13 protein-coding genes are annotated in these 15,914 nt (G+C 62.8%); 12 read left to right on the top strand and 1 reads right to left on the bottom strand.

The window, feature by feature from the left end:
* Positions 1-18: 18 nt before the first annotated feature.
* Positions 19-762, top strand: a complete 744-nt coding sequence (locus J1777_RS08515; RefSeq protein WP_207575328.1) for an AzlC family ABC transporter permease — start codon at positions 19-21, stop codon at positions 760-762.
* A gap of 3 nt (positions 763-765) precedes the next feature.
* Positions 766-1,107, top strand: a complete 342-nt coding sequence (locus J1777_RS08510; protein WP_207575327.1) for a branched-chain amino acid transporter permease — start codon at positions 766-768, stop codon at positions 1,105-1,107.
* A gap of 173 nt (positions 1,108-1,280) precedes the next feature.
* Here the strand turns inward: J1777_RS08510 and J1777_RS08505 are convergent, their stop codons facing one another.
* Positions 1,281-2,990: a phosphoethanolamine transferase gene (locus J1777_RS08505; RefSeq protein ID WP_207575326.1), complete on the bottom strand. Its 1,710-nt coding sequence runs from the start codon at positions 2,988-2,990 to the stop codon at positions 1,281-1,283.
* A 104-nt stretch (positions 2,991-3,094) separates the two neighbouring features.
* On the opposite strand from J1777_RS08505, the gene J1777_RS08500 reads away from it, so the two are divergent.
* The 10 genes from J1777_RS08500 to J1777_RS08455 all read left to right on the top strand — a co-directional run.
* Complete coding sequence (locus J1777_RS08500; protein ID WP_207575376.1) at positions 3,095-3,754, top strand: response regulator; 660 nt, start codon at positions 3,095-3,097, stop codon at positions 3,752-3,754.
* On the top strand, positions 3,751-5,163 hold the full coding sequence (locus tag J1777_RS08495; RefSeq protein ID WP_207575325.1) for an ATP-binding protein: 1,413 nt from the start codon (positions 3,751-3,753) through the stop codon (positions 5,161-5,163). The genes J1777_RS08500 and J1777_RS08495 overlap by 4 nt, the downstream gene beginning before the upstream one ends.
* Positions 5,164-5,222: 59 nt before the next feature.
* On the top strand, positions 5,223-8,123 hold the full coding sequence (locus J1777_RS08490; protein ID WP_207575324.1) for a class I SAM-dependent DNA methyltransferase: 2,901 nt from the start codon (positions 5,223-5,225) through the stop codon (positions 8,121-8,123).
* A gap of 96 nt (positions 8,124-8,219) precedes the next feature.
* The gene (locus J1777_RS08485; protein ID WP_207575323.1) at positions 8,220-9,461 is read left to right on the top strand and encodes an ATP-binding protein; all 1,242 of its coding nucleotides are present in this window, start codon (positions 8,220-8,222) and stop codon (positions 9,459-9,461) included.
* 51 nt (positions 9,462-9,512) lie between these two features.
* Positions 9,513-9,950 (top strand): DUF1841 family protein, encoded by a 438-nt coding sequence (locus J1777_RS08480; RefSeq protein WP_207575322.1) that lies wholly within the window; start codon positions 9,513-9,515, stop codon positions 9,948-9,950.
* 39 nt (positions 9,951-9,989) lie between these two features.
* The gene (locus tag J1777_RS08475) at positions 9,990-10,832 is read left to right on the top strand and encodes an AAA family ATPase (RefSeq protein ID WP_207575321.1); all 843 of its coding nucleotides are present in this window, start codon (positions 9,990-9,992) and stop codon (positions 10,830-10,832) included.
* Positions 10,833-10,844: 12 nt separating this feature from the next.
* The gene (locus J1777_RS08470) at positions 10,845-11,447 is read left to right on the top strand and encodes a GNAT family N-acetyltransferase (RefSeq protein ID WP_207575320.1); all 603 of its coding nucleotides are present in this window, start codon (positions 10,845-10,847) and stop codon (positions 11,445-11,447) included.
* Between the two features lie 18 nt (positions 11,448-11,465).
* Entirely contained in the window at positions 11,466-12,662 is a 1,197-nt protein-coding gene (locus tag J1777_RS08465; RefSeq protein WP_207575319.1) for a vWA domain-containing protein, read from the top strand.
* 5 nt (positions 12,663-12,667) lie between these two features.
* A complete protein-coding gene (locus J1777_RS08460; protein ID WP_207575318.1) occupies positions 12,668-14,509 on the top strand; it encodes an autotransporter assembly complex protein TamA in 1,842 nt (613 codons plus the stop codon).
* A gap of 7 nt (positions 14,510-14,516) precedes the next feature.
* On the top strand, positions 14,517-15,914 hold a 1,398-nt coding region (locus J1777_RS08455; protein ID WP_479723408.1), incomplete at its 3' end, for a translocation/assembly module TamB domain-containing protein.

Here is a 15,914-nt window from a genome sequence, read left to right as displayed (position 1 = left end):
GTTTTGATTCGCTCCCGCATGTCCCGTTTTCTTACCCCCCTTTCCTCCCCCGCCCTCCAATCGGCCCAGCGCGGCCTGCGGCTGGCGGTTCACCGCACCGGCCCAGTGTGGTTGGGCATGTTCGCACTGGGGCTGGGCCTGGGGGTGCTGGTCACCAGCAACGGCTTGCCGTGGTGGCTGGCACCGATTCTTTCAGGGGCGGTGTATGCCGGGTCGGTGGAGTTTTTGCTGGTGGGCATGATCACCACCGCAGCCCCGCTGTCGGCCATTGCTTTGACCACGCTGCTGGTGAACGCGCGGCATATTTTTTACGGCCTCTCATTTCCACTGCAACAGGTGCGCAGCGGGTGGCGCAAGCTGTACAGCATGTACGCACTGACGGATGAGGCCTACGTGCTGATTGCCAACCTGCCCACATCGGCGCAGACCAGCCGCCAGATTGTGTGGATTCAAGCGGGGCTGAACCTGTCGTGGGTATCGGGCTCGGTTGCCGGGGCCTGGGCCGGCGCAACGTGGCTGCAGGATGTGGCGGGGCTGGATTTTGTTTTAACCGCCTTGTTCATCGTGCTGGCCATGGATGCCTACCGCACCCGGCCCGATAAAACCATTGCCCTGGCCGCCCTGGGGGCCGGAGGCACCGCCGCTGTGCTGGCCGGTGATGCCATGCTGCTGGTGGCAATGGGGGCTTTTCTTATCTTTTGCCTAGCACGCCACGCATTAAAACAAAGGATATTCAATAAAAACAACGATAAAAAGGCTTAAAACATGGCGCTGAATGCTCCTTATATTGCACTGGCCATTGGCTGTGCCGCCATCATCACCTTTGCCCTGCGGGCGCTGCCCTTTGCCATTCGCGAGGCCATCAAGGATTCGCCCCTGCTGGCCCACCTCAACGCCTGGATGCCGCTGGGCGTGACCGCCATCCTGGTGGTCTATTGCCTGCGCATGATTGACCTGCACGACACCTCCCTGGCCAGCGCCAAACTGGCGGGCATCGCCGCCACGGTGGCCGTGCATTTGTGGCGGGGCAATCTGTTCCTCAGCCTGTTTGTCGGCACCGGGGTGTGCGTGGTGTTGGCCAACGGGTGGTTGGCCCATTTTTTATAAACACGTTCTGAGAACGTGTTCACGATTTCCGCGCGAAGGGGTGCGGGATGCGGATCGGGATGGGCTGCAAGGCGCAAACCACAGACATAGCGCTAGCTATGGCGAGGATTTGCAACGCCGCAGACCGCCCGAGGCCGCGACTGCACACCCGCGAGGAGATTGTGAACACGTTCTTAGCTGGCGCGGCACCCCGCCATGGCATCCAGCGGGCGCTGGTAGTAGGGGCTGGCGATGTCCAACATGCCCAGCACGGTGTGAAAGTAAGCATCGTGCGTCAGCGGCCGGTTGAGCTGGGCGCGGCTGCACGCCTCACTCCAGCCGGTGCGCTGCTGCAGCTGGCCGGGCCACAGCACCCAGGGCACGTGTTTTTGCGCCTGGGGGGCAATGCGGTAGGGCAGGCCGTGCAGGTACAGGCCGTTTTCCCCTAAAGATTCACCGTGGTCACCCACATACAGCATGGCCGGGGCGAAATCCCGTTCCTGGGTGCGCAACCAGGCGATGGTCTGGGCCAGAAAGGCATCCGTCTCGACAATGCTGTTGTCGTACACATTCACCAAGTCTTGCTGCTCGCAATCGGAGGTGACATGGGTGGCACATTCCGGCCCAAAATGCTTGCTGTCTGGGGCCGAACGGCGGTAGTACGCCGGGCCGTGGCTGCCCATCTGGTGCAGCACCAGCACCACGCCCTGCTGGCGCTGCGCGGCAGGAATGGCGGCCAATTCGCCGTCCAGCTCGTCAAGCATCAGGCGGTCCAGGCATTCACCCTCGCGGCACCACGGCTGGCGCTGGGCGGGCGTGGCAATGGCCTGGGCATCGGCACTGGGGATGCGCGCGCACACGCCTTTGCAGCCCGCTTGGTTGTCCAGCCAGCGCACCCCCAACCCAGCGGCCTGCACGATGTCCAGCAGGTTGCCGTACTCCACCTTGCGGCCTTCGTAGCCTTCTTTGCCCACGGGCGAGAACATGCACGGCACCGAGGCAATGGTGTTGGTGCCGCAGGACTGCACCTGCTGCCAGCTCAGCACGGGCTGCTGGGCCAGCTGCGGCGTGGTGTTGCGCGCATAGCCATTCAGACCAAAGTGGTCACCGCGTGCCGTCTCGCCCACCACCAGTACCAGCAGCGGCGGCTTGACCTGACCGGCCGCCTGCGCCGCATAGCTGGCCCCCAGGGAAGCACCGGCCGTCACCGGCTGAAAAGGTTTTTTCGGCTTCAAAATAGGTTTCAGCGTGACATTGGCCCACGACACCACCGTGGCCAGCGGATTAACCAAATAGCGAATTTCCGTGTGGTTGCGCAGCAGCGGGGCCAAATCACGGTACAGGCGCAGACCGCCGCCAACCAGCACGCCCAGCGCGGCCAGCAGCCACAAGGCCGAGCGCAGCCAGCCCCGGCGCTGGCGCGGCATCTGCACCCCCCAGTACAGCCAAGCCATGGGCAGCCCGGCCAACAACAACACCTGCACCAGCAGCGCAGGCGTGAGCAGCGCCCAGGCCTCCGTCCAGTTGGTGTGCAGGCTGTTGGCCAGCATGGAGCTGTCCATCACCACCCCATAGCTGCGCATGAAATGCTGCACGCTGGCGGCCAGCAGCAGGTTGGCGCTCCAGGCCGGACGGCGCACCCCGGGCCACGACCACAGCATCAGCCACAGAAACGTGGCCGCAGCGATCAAGCCGCCCAGGGCCAGGCGTTTAAGGGCCCAGGGATCGGCAAAATCCTCCAGGGCGGACAGTTTTTGCCACAGCGCCAGATTCAGCGGCCCAGCGCACCACAGCGCCAGCAGCAGCGCCACGGCGCGCGTGGACAAAGAGATGGGGGCCGGGCGGCGCAGCCAGTGCGGGCGGGACGTTTGGGCGGGGGACGAAGAAAGAGCAGTCGCAGTCATAGGCCGCCAATGTGCGCTGCTGCTCTGAACGCTGCCTGAAACCCAGATTCAGACAGCGTTCAGCTTGTGCGCTCAGCATGGCGGCCCCCTACACTGCACCCACCATGCACATCCTGCTTTTAGAAGACGATCGCACCCTGGCCACTGCCGTGTTGGCGTACCTGCACACCAAGCACTACCAGGTGGACTGGGCCGACAGCCTGGCCCAGGCCCGACCCTTGATTGGGGTGAACCACTATTGGGCCGTGCTGCTCGATTTAAACCTGCCCGATGGCGACGGCCTCACGCTGCTGCCGCAACTGCGCACTGCGCCCGACCGCCCCACCGTGATTGCCGTCACCGCACGCGACCAGGTCAGCGACCGCATTCGGGGGCTGGACGCTGGGGCCGATGACTACCTGGTCAAACCCTACGACCCCGAAGAACTGCTGGCCCGGCTGCGGGCCATCGAGCGGCGGCGCAGCCAACAGGCCGCCGCCCAGGTCGTGCGCGGCAGCGTCCATATCGACCTGGTGCGCGAGGGGGTGCAGGTGGCGGGCCTACCCGTCGTGCTGACCCCAAAAGAATGGGCCTTGCTGCGCGTACTGGCCAGCCGCCCTGGACAAATTTTTACCCGCGAGCGCCTGCAAGAAGCCCTCTACCAATGGGATGCCAGCAGCGACAGCAACACGCTGGAAGTGTTCATCAGCCGCCTGCGCCGCAAGCTGGGCAGCAGCCTGATCCAAACCGTGCGCGGCGTGGGCTACCGGCTGGAGGCCGCATGAAGCCGCCTGCACACCCGCCTGGCCCCACCCGCAGCCTGGCCTCGCGCTTGGCGCGTCCACTGGTCGCCGCCGTGGTGCTGGTCTGGAGCATCAGCACGGCCCTGGTGGCCTGGTATGTGGATACGCAAATTCAGCACAACTTCGATACCGAACTGGTCGAAAGCGCCCACCGCCAGCTCTACCCCGCGCTGCTTGATGCCGCCACCCCCGAACCAGCGCAGGCGCAGGCGCAGGCGCAGGCGGTGCGCATCCTGGGCGAAGTGCCCGGCTCCGACTACACCGAGCCGCTCTCGCTGCAACTGCGCAATGCCCAGGGCCGCTTGCTGCTGCGCTCGCGCGCTGCGCCTGAGGAGGCCTTTGCCGCCCCCCTGCAAGAAGGCTTTTACGACACCGCGCAGCACCGCATCTACACCCTGGAAGAACCCGAAAGCGGTGTCTGGCTGCAACTGGCCGACCCGCTGGACGAGCGCACCGAGGCCCGCTGGCGCACCGCCAGCGGCCTGATTGCCGTGCTACTGCTCATGCTGCCGGTGCTGCTGTGGCTAATTCACTGGATTGCCCGGCGCGAGCTGCACTCCCTGCGCTGGCTGCAAGCGCAAATTCAGCAGCGCAGCGGTGACCATTTGCAACCGCTGGCCCTGACCGACCTGCCACACGAACTGCACCAAGTGGGGCAAGACGTAAACCAGCTGCTGCACCGCCTGCACCTGGCCCTGGACGTGGAACGCGCCCTGGCCGCCAACGCCGCGCACGAGCTGCGCACGCCCCTGGCCTCGGTACGGCTGCGCCTGCACACCGCCATCGAGCAGGCCGAAGCCGACGGCAGCGGGCAAATTGCCCTGGCGCAAATCCAGCCCATCCTGCACGCCCTGCACACCTTGAGCCACCGCACCGAGCGGCTGCTGCAACTGTCCCGCGCCGAAGCGGCCAGCCAAGCACGCAGCACCGTCGATTTAGTCGCACTGTGTACCACCTTGGCGCAAGAATTTTGGCAACAGCCCCAGGCCCAAAAGCGCCTCGATTGGGATGCGCCAACCATCACCCTCCCCGTGCAAGGCGACATCGACACCCTGGCCATTGCCCTGCGCAACCTGATTGACAACGCCCTGACCTACAGCAGCGGCCCGGTCGAACTGGCCGTGCAGGCACAGCCCCCGGCCATCATCGTGCGCGACAGCGGCCCGGGCATTGCCGCCCACGATTTATCCACCGTGCAGCAGCGCCACGTGCGGGCCGACGCTTCGCGCCTGGGCTACGGGCTGGGCCTGTCCATCGTGGGCAGCATTGCCCGCCAGCATGGGGCCAGCTTCAGCCTGACCAGCCCGGTGCCAGGGCGCAGCAGCGGGCTGCAGGCCATGCTGGTGTTTGCGGCCACCGATCAAGCTGATCGCACTGACCAAGCCGACTAAGGCAAAGCGCGCCCCAGCCTTTTGGCTACATTAGCCGTTTTGTCTTTGCTTGCTGCCCCATGCCCCTGTCCTGGAACGAAATCAAATCCCGCGCCCTGGCCTTTTCCCGCACTTGGGCCGATGCCGCCAATGAAGATGCGCAGGCCAAACCCTTTTGGATCGACTTTTTTGAAATCTTCGGCATCACCAACAAGCGCGTGGCCAGCTTCGAGCACAACGTGAAAAAGCACGGCGGCGGCCAAGGCTTTGTCGATTTGTTCTGGCCCGGAATGCTCTTGGTCGAGCAAAAGTCGCGCGGCAAAAACCTTGATGCCGCGTTTGACCAGGCCCTGGGCTACTTCCCCGGCATTGCCGAGCGCGACTTGCCCCAGCTCATCGTGGTGTGCGACTTTGCCCGCTTTCGCGTACACGACCTGGCCAATGGGCAGGTCACCGAATTTGCCCTGGCCGACCTGCACCAGCACGTGCGCCTGTTTGGCTTTATCGCCGGGTACAAGGTGCAAACCATCCAGGCGCAAGACCCGGTAAACATTCGCGCTGCCGAGCGCATGGGCCGCCTGCACGATGCCCTGCACGCCAGCGGCTACGACGGCCACCCCCTGCAAGTGCTGCTGGTGCGCCTGCTGTTTTGCTTGTTTGCGGACGACACCGGCATCTTCCAGCCCGCGCAAGCGCTGCGCCAATTCATTGAAGAGCGCACCAGCGAAGACGGCAGCGACCTGGGCCCACGCCTGGCCCAGCTGTTTCAAGTGCTCAACACCCCCGAGGACAAGCGCAGCAAAAACCTCGATGAGCAACTGGCCGCCTTTCCCTACATCAACGGCAAGCTGTTTGAAGAGCCCCTGCCCCTGGCCGACTTCAACGCCACCATGCGCACCGCCTTGCTCGATGCCTGTGCGCTGGACTGGTCGGCGATTTCGCCCGCCATCTTCGGCAGCCTGTTCCAAAGCATCATGGACGAGAAGGCCCGGCGCAATCTGGGGGCGCATTACACCAGTGAGGAAAACATCCTCAAGCTCATCCGCCCGCTGTTTCTGGATGCGCTGTGGGCCGAGTTTCACAAAGTCAAAAACAACAAAAACCGCCTGTTCGACTTTCATAAAAAGCTGCGCCACCTGACGTTTTTTGACCCAGCCTGCGGCTGTGGCAACTTCCTGGTGATGAGCTACCGCGAGCTGCGCCTGCTGGAGCTGGAGGTGCTGCGTGCCAGCCACAAACTTTCAGGGCAAGGCGGCCAGCAAGCGCTGGATGTCCACCAGCTCATCAGCCTGAACGTCGATCAGTTTTACGGCATCGAGATTGAAGAGTTCCCGGCGCAAATCGCCCAGGTGGCCCTGTGGCTGGTCGATCACCAGATGAATTTGCGTGTGAGCGAAGAGTTTGGCCTGTACTTTGCTCGCATTCCCTTGAAAAACAGCCCGCACATCGTCCACGGCAATGCACTGACGCTGGATTGGGAAGAGGTGCTGCCCGCCCAGCGCTGTAGCTATGTGCTGGGCAATCCGCCGTTCCTGGGCAAAAAAGAACAAAGCGCTGCACAAAAAGCCGATTTCGAGTGCGTCATGGGCCACATCAAAGGCTTTGGCGTGTTGGATTTTGTCGCAGCCTGGTACGTGAAAGCCACGCGCTATATGCAGGGGGCCGGGGCATGGCAGGCACAGGCCGGGCCTCATACGGTGCCTGCGGCCCCCAAATCGGCCCAACCTGCACCTGCCACGCCCCTGCGGGTGGCGTTTGTCTCTACCAACAGCATTACCCAGGGGGAACAAGTGGGCGTGCTGTGGGGCTGGATGCTGGCGCAAGGTGTCCATATTCACTTTGCCCACCGCACGTTTTCATGGACAAACGAGGCCAAGGGCAAGGCCGCTGTGCATTGCGTGATTGTGGGTTTTGGCCTGCAGGACGTGGCGGAAAAGACGATTTTTGAATATGAAGATATCAAGGGCGAGGCGCTGGCAGTGCCGGCGACGCATATCAATCCGTATCTAATCGACGGGCCTGATCTGCTAATCACTGCACAAAAAAATGCGTTCCCCAACGTTCCGCCCGTGTCCTACGGCAGTTTTGCATTGGACGGTGGGCACTTCACTATCAATGCCGAAGAACGCGCAGAACTGCTTTCAGCCGATCCGAAAGCTGCTGACTATTTGCGCCCATTTATTGGAGGCGAAGAATTTTTGCATAGCACACCCCGTTGGTGCCTCTGGTTACTCAATGCGCCACCTGCAACGCTCAAATCAATGCCTTCTGTCATAAAGCGCATTGAAGCCGTTCGCCATTGGCGAACATCACGTGACCGCGAGACAACCAAAAAATTAGCGCTTACACCCACAGTATTTGCTGAAATCAGGCAGCCAGGGACCCACTACGTCGCGATTCCCACAGTAAGTTCGGAACGCAGACATTTCATACCTATGGGGTTTTTGGAGCCTAGCATCGTTGCATCCAATCAGCTCTACATTGTCCCCAGCGCCACGCTCTACCACTTCGGCATCCTCTCAAGCACCATGCACAACGCCTGGGTGCGTGCTGTCTGCGGGCGACTGGAGAGCCGCTACCGCTACTCCGCCGCCATCGTTTACAACACCTTCCCCTGGCCCGATCTCCCAGAAAAATTAGAGCCAAATCAGCCTCAAACGCCCGCCCATAAAGCGCAAACAGCTATAGAAAAAGCCGCGCAAGCCGTGCTCGATGCCCGCGCCCAGTTCCCCGGCAGCAGCTTGGCCGACCTGTACGACCCGCTGACCATGCCGCCCGCCCTGCTCAAGGCGCACCAAAAGCTCGACGCGGCCGTCGATGCCGCGTATGCCCTGGTAGGTGGCAAAAAAACCTGGAAAAACGATGCCGAGCGCGTGGCATTTTTGTTTGAGCGCTACCAGCACCTGACCAGCTTGCTGCCAGCGGTGAAGGGCAAAGGTAAAGAGAAGACCAAAGGGAAGGCGGGCAGAAAGCAGGCCTAAATTCTGCGGAATTTACGTTGATCAATTCCGAGATTTACGGAACTACATTCCGAGATTTACGGCGCTAAATTCCGAGATTTACGATACCATTTCTGCATGAACATGGCATCCCTTTTCCCACGCCGAATCGAACCGCGCATTGCTGAAGCGATGCTGGACACGCCCGTGGTGTTGCTGGCAGGCCCGCGTCAGGCGGGCAAGACAACGCTGGTGCGGCAAATTGCAGAACAACAAGGATTGCGCTACCTGACCATGGACGATGGGCTGACCTTGCTGTCAGCACGGGAGGACCCGGTCGGGATGGTGCGCAGCCTAGATCGCGCCGTGCTGGATGAAATCCAACGTGCGCCTGAGCTGCTGCTGGCCATTAAAAAGAGTGTGGACGAAGACCGCCGCCCTGGCCGCTTTCTGCTGACCGGTTCCGCCAATTTGATGGCGCTGCCCACGGTGGCCGACTCACTGGCGGGGCGGATGGAAACGCTATCGTTGCTGCCTCTGGCGCAGAGCGAAATCGAAACGCATGCGGCGAACTGGATCGATAGCGCCTTCGCAGGTCGAATACTGAAGGTGGACCAGCCCGCACTGGGCAATGATCTGGTCGAACGTGTGCTGCGGGGCGGCTACCCCGAAGCCATTGCGCGCCCCTCGGCCAGGCGGCGTATCGCGTGGGCGCGGCAGTACATCGACGCAATCATTCAACGAGATGTGCGGGAGGTGGCGGGCATCGAGAAGCTCGATCAGTTACCGCGATTTCTGCGTGCCTTGGCGCAGACAGCAGGCCAGATGTGCAATTACACCCAGCTTGGCGGTCAGGTCGGCCTGGATGGTAAGACCGCTGCACGCTACGTTGGCGTATTCGAGCAGATGTACCTGCTCAAGCGGATCGATGTCTGGGCACGCAACCGCCTGAACCGCGTGGTGAAGACATCCAAATTGCAGTTCATCGACTCCGGCCTGTTGGCGGCGCTGCTGGATGTGAACCTGGAAGAAGTGCAGCAAGACCGCACGCGGTTTGGCAACGTGCTGGAGACGTTTGTCTTTGGTGAGCTGCTCAAGCACACGACCACAGCGGATGGCGACTACCGCCTGATGTACTACCGGGACGCGGACAAGTTCGAGGTCGATGTCGTGCTCGAGAATGCAGCCGGGCAACTGGTCGGTGTGGAGGTGAAAGCGGCAGCCTCCGTCAGGGAGGGCGATCTTCGCGGACTGAAGAAGCTGGCCAGCCTGGCGGGCAGCCAATTAAAAATGGGCGTGCTGCTGTATGACGGCACCGAGACGATGCCCCTGGGGAACGGAATCTGGGCAGCGCCACTGTCGAGTTTGTGGGGCACGTAGAAGCAGCTCCTTGGCCCGGTCAGGATGCTTTGCATGCTACGCTGACGAACTATGTTCCAACCTTCCCAAGCCGATGTGCGCCGCTTCTTCTGCGGCGTGCGCTCCAAAATGCTCACCCAGGCCCCGATGGAAGCCATCGAAACGCTGGCCAGCCTGTGGATTGAAGAGCACCCCGAATACTTTGCCGATCTGGCCGATGCCGAGGCGGCGATTGCCCGCAACTACGACCTCACGCCCGAGCGCACCAATCCGTTTCTGCACCTGTCCATGCACCTGTCCATCAGCGAGCAGTGCAGCATCGACCAACCGCGCGGCATTCGCCAGGCGGTGGAGCTGCTTTCCAAGCGGCTCGATGGTGGCCTGCACGATGCCCACCACGCAGCGATGGAGTGCCTGGGCCAGATGCTGGCCGACAGCCAGCGCAGCGGCCTGCCGCCGGATGGCGCGACCTATGTCGCTGCCGTGCAACGCCGCGCAACGCGAGATTGAGACGATTGCGTTTTTTCACCTTTCTTGACTTTTTGCACTATGAAATTCCAAGGTTCTGAGAATTACGTCGCCACCCCCGATCTGATGCTGGCCGTCAATGCCGCCATCCAGCTGCAGCGCCCCTTGCTGGTCAAGGGCGAACCGGGCACCGGCAAAACCATGCTGGCCGAAGAGGCCGCCCAGGCGCTGGGCCTGCCACTCTTGCAGTGGCACATCAAATCCACCACCAAGGCCCAGCAGGGGCTGTACGAATACGACGCGGTAAACCGCCTGCGCGACAGCCAACTGGGCGATGCCCGCTCGCAGGTGATCGACAACTACATCGTGCAAGGCGTGCTGTGGCAGGCGTTTACGGCCGATCAGCCGGTGGCGCTGCTGATCGACGAGATCGACAAGGCGGACATCGAGTTTCCCAACGACCTGCTGCGCGAGCTGGATCGCATGGAGTTTTATTGCTACGAGACGCGCCAGCTCATCCGCGCCAAGCACCGGCCGCTGGTGTTCATCACCTCGAACAATGAAAAAGAATTACCGGATGCGTTTTTGCGCCGCTGCTTCTTCCACTACATCAAGTTCCCCGAGGCGGACACCATGCGCCAGATCGTGGATGTGCACTTTCCTGGCCTCAAGGGCGAGCTGCTCAGCGCCGCGATGCAGGTGTTCTACGAAATCCGCAAACTGCCGGGGCTGAAGAAAAAGCCCTCGACCAGCGAGCTGATCGACTGGCTCAAACTGCTGCTGGCTGAAGAAATCCCGGCCGAGGCGCTGCACAGCGGCGACAACAAAATCAGCGTGCCGCCGCTGGTGGGGGCGCTACTCAAGAACGAGCAGGATATTTCGCTGTTTGAAAAACTGGTGTTTATGAACCAGCGCAACCGCTAAAGGAACACCGCTATGGCTTTTGTGCAGCCTGTCGTCCTGAGCCGCCATGGCGTGCGCCTGGAGCCGTTGGCGTTGGAACATGAGGACGGCCTGCGTGCCGCCGCTGCCGACGGGCAATTGTGGAAGCTGCGCGTAACCAGCGTACCCGAGCCCGAGAACACCCGCGCCTACATCGAAACCGCGCTGCAAATGCGCCAGGAGGGCAGTCGCTTTGCCTTTGCCGTCATCGACGAGGCGACAGGCCGCGTGCTGGGCACCACCAGCTACCACGACATCCTGGCACCCGTGCGCCGCGTGGAAATCGGCTACACCTGGTACGCCCGGAGCGTGCAGCGCAGCCACGTCAATACCACCTGCAAGCTGTTGCTGCTGGCGCATGCTTTCGAGGCGCTGGGCTGCAACGTGGTGGGCTGGCGCACGGACAATTTCAACCACGCCAGCCAGCGGGCGATTGAACGCCTGGGGGCCAAAAAAGACGGTGTCATTCGCGGCCACGCGCTGCGCCGCGATGGCACGATTCGCGATACGGTGATGTACAGCCTGCACCAGGGTGAATGGCCCGAAGTGCGTGCCCATTTGCTTCATCTTTTAGAGCTGCATCCGCTGGCTACATAAGTGCTAAAGGCCAATTTCATGCTGATTGATTTTTTCTACACCTTGCGGGCGGCCAAGCTGCCGGTTTCGGTCAAAGAATTTCTGGCTCTGCTCGAAGCCCTGCAGGTGGGCGTGGTCGGCCCCAAATCCGAGCCGGGCGGGGACGGCTGGAGCCTGGACGATTTTTACTACCTGGCCCGCACCATTTTGGTGAAGGACGAGAAGCACTTCGACAAGTTCGACCGCGCCTTTGCGGCGTACTTCAAGGGCGTGGAGATGCTCACCGACCTGACGCAAGAAATCCCGCAAGACTGGCTGCGCAAGCTGCTGGAGCGGGAACTGTCCCCGGAAGAAAAAGCCGCCATCGAGGCCATGGGCTGGGACGAGTTGATGGAGACGCTGAAAAAACGCCTGGAAGAGCAAAAAGAGCGCCACCAGGGCGGCAACAAATGGATTGGCACCGGCGGTACCAGCCCCTTTGGCCATGGCGGCTACAACCCGGCGGGCATTCGCATTGGCGGGGCGGGGAAAAACCGCAGCGCGGTGAAGGTGTGGGAGCAGCGGGCCTACCGCGATTACGACGACACGCAGGAGCTGGGCACGCGCAATATCAAGGTGGCGCTGCGCCGCCTGCGCAAATTTGCCCGCCAGGGCGGCGAGCTGGAGCTGGACTTACCCGACACCATCCGCAGCACGGCGGCCAACGCCGGTTGGCTGGACATCAAGATGGTGCCCGAGCGCCACAACAACGTGAAGGTGCTGCTGCTGATGGACGTGGGCGGCACCATGGACGACCACATCCAGCGTGTGGAAGAGTTGTTTTCAGCCGCCAAGGCCGAATTCAAGCACCTGGAGTTTTATTACTTCCACAACTGCGTGTACGACTTTGTCTGGAAGAACAACCACCGCCGCTTTGCCGAAAAATTTGACACCTGGGACATCATCCGCAAGTACAACCAAGACTACAAACTGATCTTTGTGGGCGATGCCACCATGAGCCCCTACGAAATCTTGCAGCCCGGCGGCAGCGTGGAATACATGAACGAAGAGCCCGGCGCGGTCTGGTTGCAGCGCCTGACCGAGGCCTTTGCCCAGCACGCCTGGATCAACCCCGAGCCGCAAGGCGTGTGGCAGTACCGCCAGAGCATTGACATCATCCACCAGCTGATGGGCGGCAAGATGTACCCGCTGACCGTGCAGGGGCTGGAACAATGCATGCGCCAGTTGTCTAAGTAAGCCTTATGCGCTGGACTTCCTTTCTCCTTGCCCTGCTAACCAGCGTGCTGCTGGCCGGTTGCGGCCTGCTGGGCAAAGCCAAAAACCTGGGCACCGCCAAAGGCAAACCGAATTTTGAACTGGTCATTCGCGCCCAGCCTGAGGCCGCACAAGACTTGCTGCAAGCGCACCTGGAACTCAACCGCTACCGCCACTTGGAAGGTTTGCGCCGCCAAGAACTGACCCGCCTGGTGAGTGTGGCCGATGCCGACATTCGCAAACTCTTGGGCACCTTGGGCTATTTCGCCCCGACGGTGGAGCTGGTCCTGGAGGCCCCGCCCCGTGACTCTGAGGTGCTGCCCACGGTGCGCATTACCGTCGATGCGGGCGTGCAAACCACGGTGGCGCAGGCCGATATCCAGGTCACCAGCCCGCAAGAGGGCGAAAAAGCCGGCAGCTGGCAACGCCAAAGCATTGGCCGCAATTGGCCCCTGGAGGTGGGGCAGCCGTTTTCCCAAGCGGCCTGGGCCAGCGCCAAGGCCGAAGGGCTGCGCAGCCTGCAAGCGCGGCGCTACCCCACCGCAGCGCTGACCAGCAGCCGGGCCGAGATTGATGCCGACACCCACCAAGCCCACCTGCAGGCGCATTACGCTACCGGTCCCCTGGTGCGCTTTGGGGCGCTCACCATTGAAGGCGGCGAGCGTTACGACAACGCCGGGGTGGCCCGCGCGGCCCGCCTGCCCGTGGGGGCGGAATACCGGCAAACCACCTTGCTCGATGTGCAGCAGCGCATGGCGGCCACGGGCTTGTACGACTCGGTCTTTTTAACACTGCAGACAGACAACATCCCCCCCGATGCCACCGAAGTGCAGGTGCCCGTGCTGGCCCAGGTGCGCGAAGCGCCTTTGCGCAAATGGGTGTACGGCGCGGGCATGAGCACCGACATTGGGCCGCGCCTGTCGCTGGATTACACCCACCACCGCATTCCGGGCCTGGGCTGGCAGGCGCACAACAAGCTGCAGCTCAACGCCAAAAATCCACTGCTCTCAACCCGCCTGTATTCCTTGCCCGATGCAACCGGCTGGAACTGGTTTGCCAGCGCCAGCGCCGAACGCGCCGAACTGGCCGATTACGACACCAACAGCATCTCCCTGGCCGCCGGGCGCGGCAAGGATGAGGACAGCATCGACCGCCAGTACTTTCTGCGCTACGACCTGGCCAACCCGCAAGGCGACAAAGCCCCGCCCAAAAGCTCGGCCATCAGCGCCAACTACAGCTGGACAGGGCGCTACTTCAACAACGCCAGCAACCCCACCCGGGGCCATGGGCTGGCGTTTGAGCTGGGCCTGGGCAGCACGCTGACCCCTGAGCGCACCCCCTTCACCCGCGTGCTGGGCCGCTGGCAATACTTCAAACCCATGGGCGAGCGCGATGCGGCCACCAAGCGCCGCGCCCGCCTGATGCTGCGCAGCCAACTGGGCGCGGTGGTGGCCCGCAAAGGCACGGATATCCCGCTGACCCTGCTCTTCTTATCGGGCGGCGACACCACCGTGCGCGGCTACAGCTACCAAAGCATTGGCACCCGGCGCAATGGCGATGACATGATTGGCGGGCGCTATATGCTGGCCGCTTCGGCCGAATGGCAGCGCCCCATCGTGCTGGCCGGTAACCGCAAAGACTGGGAGCACACGGTGTTTCTGGATGCCGGCTCCGTCACCGATGAGCCCGGCAACAACGTGCAAATCTTTGTTGGTGCCGGCTCCGGCATCCGTTGGAACAGCCCCGTCGGCCCCTTGCAAGCCGACATCGCCTATGGCTTTAAAACCCAACAACTGCGCCTGCACCTGCGCTTAGGCTTTACCTTCTAAACCTGCCATGCCTGAACGCCAAGACCCCGTGTTCGACACCCCGGCGGGGGCCCCAGCGGCCGCCCCTGCTGCCCCCAAACACCGCCCTAGGCGCCGCCGCCTGGGCTGGCTGGGCCTGGCCTTGCTGCTGGTGCTGGCCACGGGCCTGGCCAGCCTGTGGTGGTGGAGCGGGCGAGAACAATCCCTGGCGCAAACCCTGGCCGTGGCACAGCGCTGGCTGCCTGCGGGCATGCAGCTTGAGGTAGAAAACGCCCAAGGCAGCTTGCGTTTTGGGGGTGAAATTGACCGTTTACGCATATCCAACCAGCGGTTTACGCTACAAATAAAAAATCTAACGCTGGCCTGGAACCTGGGCCAGCTGCTGCAGCGGCGCTTGGCCGTTGAGCGCCTGCACGCCGCCCGCGTCGATTACCGCGCCCAGCCCGAGGCCCCGCCGGACGACACCCCCAGCCAGCCCCTGCGCAGCCTGCAACTGCCCCTGGCCATTGACCTGCCGGTGCAGATCGACACCTTCACCTGGGCCGACGGCCCCAGCGCCCAGCTTGACCACCTGGCTGCCACCTACCGCTACGACCGCGATCAACACCGTCTGCAACTAAGCAGCCTGCGCTACGGCCCCCAGCAGGCCCAGCTCAGCGCCAGCGTGCAACTGGGCGGCCAAGCGCCCCTGCAGCTGACGGCCCAGGCCCAGGCCAGCGCCACCCCGGCGTTGGAACTGGCCCAGCCCTTGGCGCTGCAAGCGCAAGTGGACATCAGCGGCCAGCTCTTTGGCCCCCAGGCCCAACTGCAAGTGACCGCCCAGGTGCAGCCCCAGGCCACCGATGCCGATGCGCCCACCACTGGGGCAAACAGCGCCCTGCCCCCTTTATCCGCCCGCCTGCACGCCACCGTCACCCCATGGCAAGCCCAGCCGCTGCCGCAGGCCCAGCTGGAGTTGCAGCACGTCAATCTCGCCCTCTTTGCCCCGCAGCTGCCGCCCAGCGATCTCACCGGGCAGCTGCACATCACCACCGATGCCGACGGCGTTTGGCGCTTTCGCACCGACATCGCCAACCCCCAAGCCGGCCCCGGGGATGCCCCCGCCCTGCCCCTGCAGCAACTGCAAGCCCAAGCGCAATTCGATGGCCAGGTGTGGACGCTCGACCAGCTCCAGCTGCAATTGCCCCATGGCCAAAAAGAGTCAAAAGGGTCAAAAAAGGGCAAAGGAACAAAAGAGACGACGCAGGAAGATCCAGGCACCCCCGGCGGCCAGCTCCAAGCCCAAGGCCAATGGACTGTGGCCACCCAGGCATTGAACGCCCAGGTGCAGCTGCAAGGCATCAACCCCGCCCATGTCTTGACCAGCCTGCCCAGCCAACGCATCAGCGGCAGCGCGAGCGCCGAAACGCTGCCCCCCGCTGACTCC

The organism is Comamonas denitrificans (assembly GCF_017368815.1).
Classification (GTDB): domain Bacteria; phylum Pseudomonadota; class Gammaproteobacteria; order Burkholderiales; family Burkholderiaceae_C; genus Comamonas; species Comamonas denitrificans.
The sequence above is the reverse complement of the archived record's forward strand: the minus strand, read 5'-3'. Positions and strand labels throughout refer to the sequence as shown.

Excerpts from the sequence above, each read along its gene's own strand:
- J1777_RS08515 (WP_207575328.1), top strand. The coding sequence starts at position 19 with ATGTCCCGTTTTCTTACCCCCCTTTCCTCCCCCGCCCTCCAATCGGCC.
- J1777_RS08510 (WP_207575327.1), top strand. The coding sequence starts at position 766 with ATGGCGCTGAATGCTCCTTATATTGCACTGGCCATTGGCTGTGCCGCC.
- J1777_RS08505 (WP_207575326.1), bottom strand. The coding sequence starts at position 2,990 with ATGACTGCGACTGCTCTTTCTTCGTCCCCCGCCCAAACGTCCCGCCCG.
- J1777_RS08500 (WP_207575376.1), top strand. The coding sequence starts at position 3,095 with ATGCACATCCTGCTTTTAGAAGACGATCGCACCCTGGCCACTGCCGTG.
- J1777_RS08495 (WP_207575325.1), top strand. The coding sequence starts at position 3,751 with ATGAAGCCGCCTGCACACCCGCCTGGCCCCACCCGCAGCCTGGCCTCG.
- J1777_RS08490 (WP_207575324.1), top strand. The coding sequence starts at position 5,223 with ATGCCCCTGTCCTGGAACGAAATCAAATCCCGCGCCCTGGCCTTTTCC.
- J1777_RS08485 (WP_207575323.1), top strand. The coding sequence starts at position 8,220 with ATGAACATGGCATCCCTTTTCCCACGCCGAATCGAACCGCGCATTGCT.
- J1777_RS08480 (WP_207575322.1), top strand. The coding sequence starts at position 9,513 with ATGTTCCAACCTTCCCAAGCCGATGTGCGCCGCTTCTTCTGCGGCGTG.
- J1777_RS08475 (WP_207575321.1), top strand. The coding sequence starts at position 9,990 with ATGAAATTCCAAGGTTCTGAGAATTACGTCGCCACCCCCGATCTGATG.
- J1777_RS08470 (WP_207575320.1), top strand. The coding sequence starts at position 10,845 with ATGGCTTTTGTGCAGCCTGTCGTCCTGAGCCGCCATGGCGTGCGCCTG.
- J1777_RS08465 (WP_207575319.1), top strand. The coding sequence starts at position 11,466 with ATGCTGATTGATTTTTTCTACACCTTGCGGGCGGCCAAGCTGCCGGTT.
- J1777_RS08460 (WP_207575318.1), top strand. The coding sequence starts at position 12,668 with ATGCGCTGGACTTCCTTTCTCCTTGCCCTGCTAACCAGCGTGCTGCTG.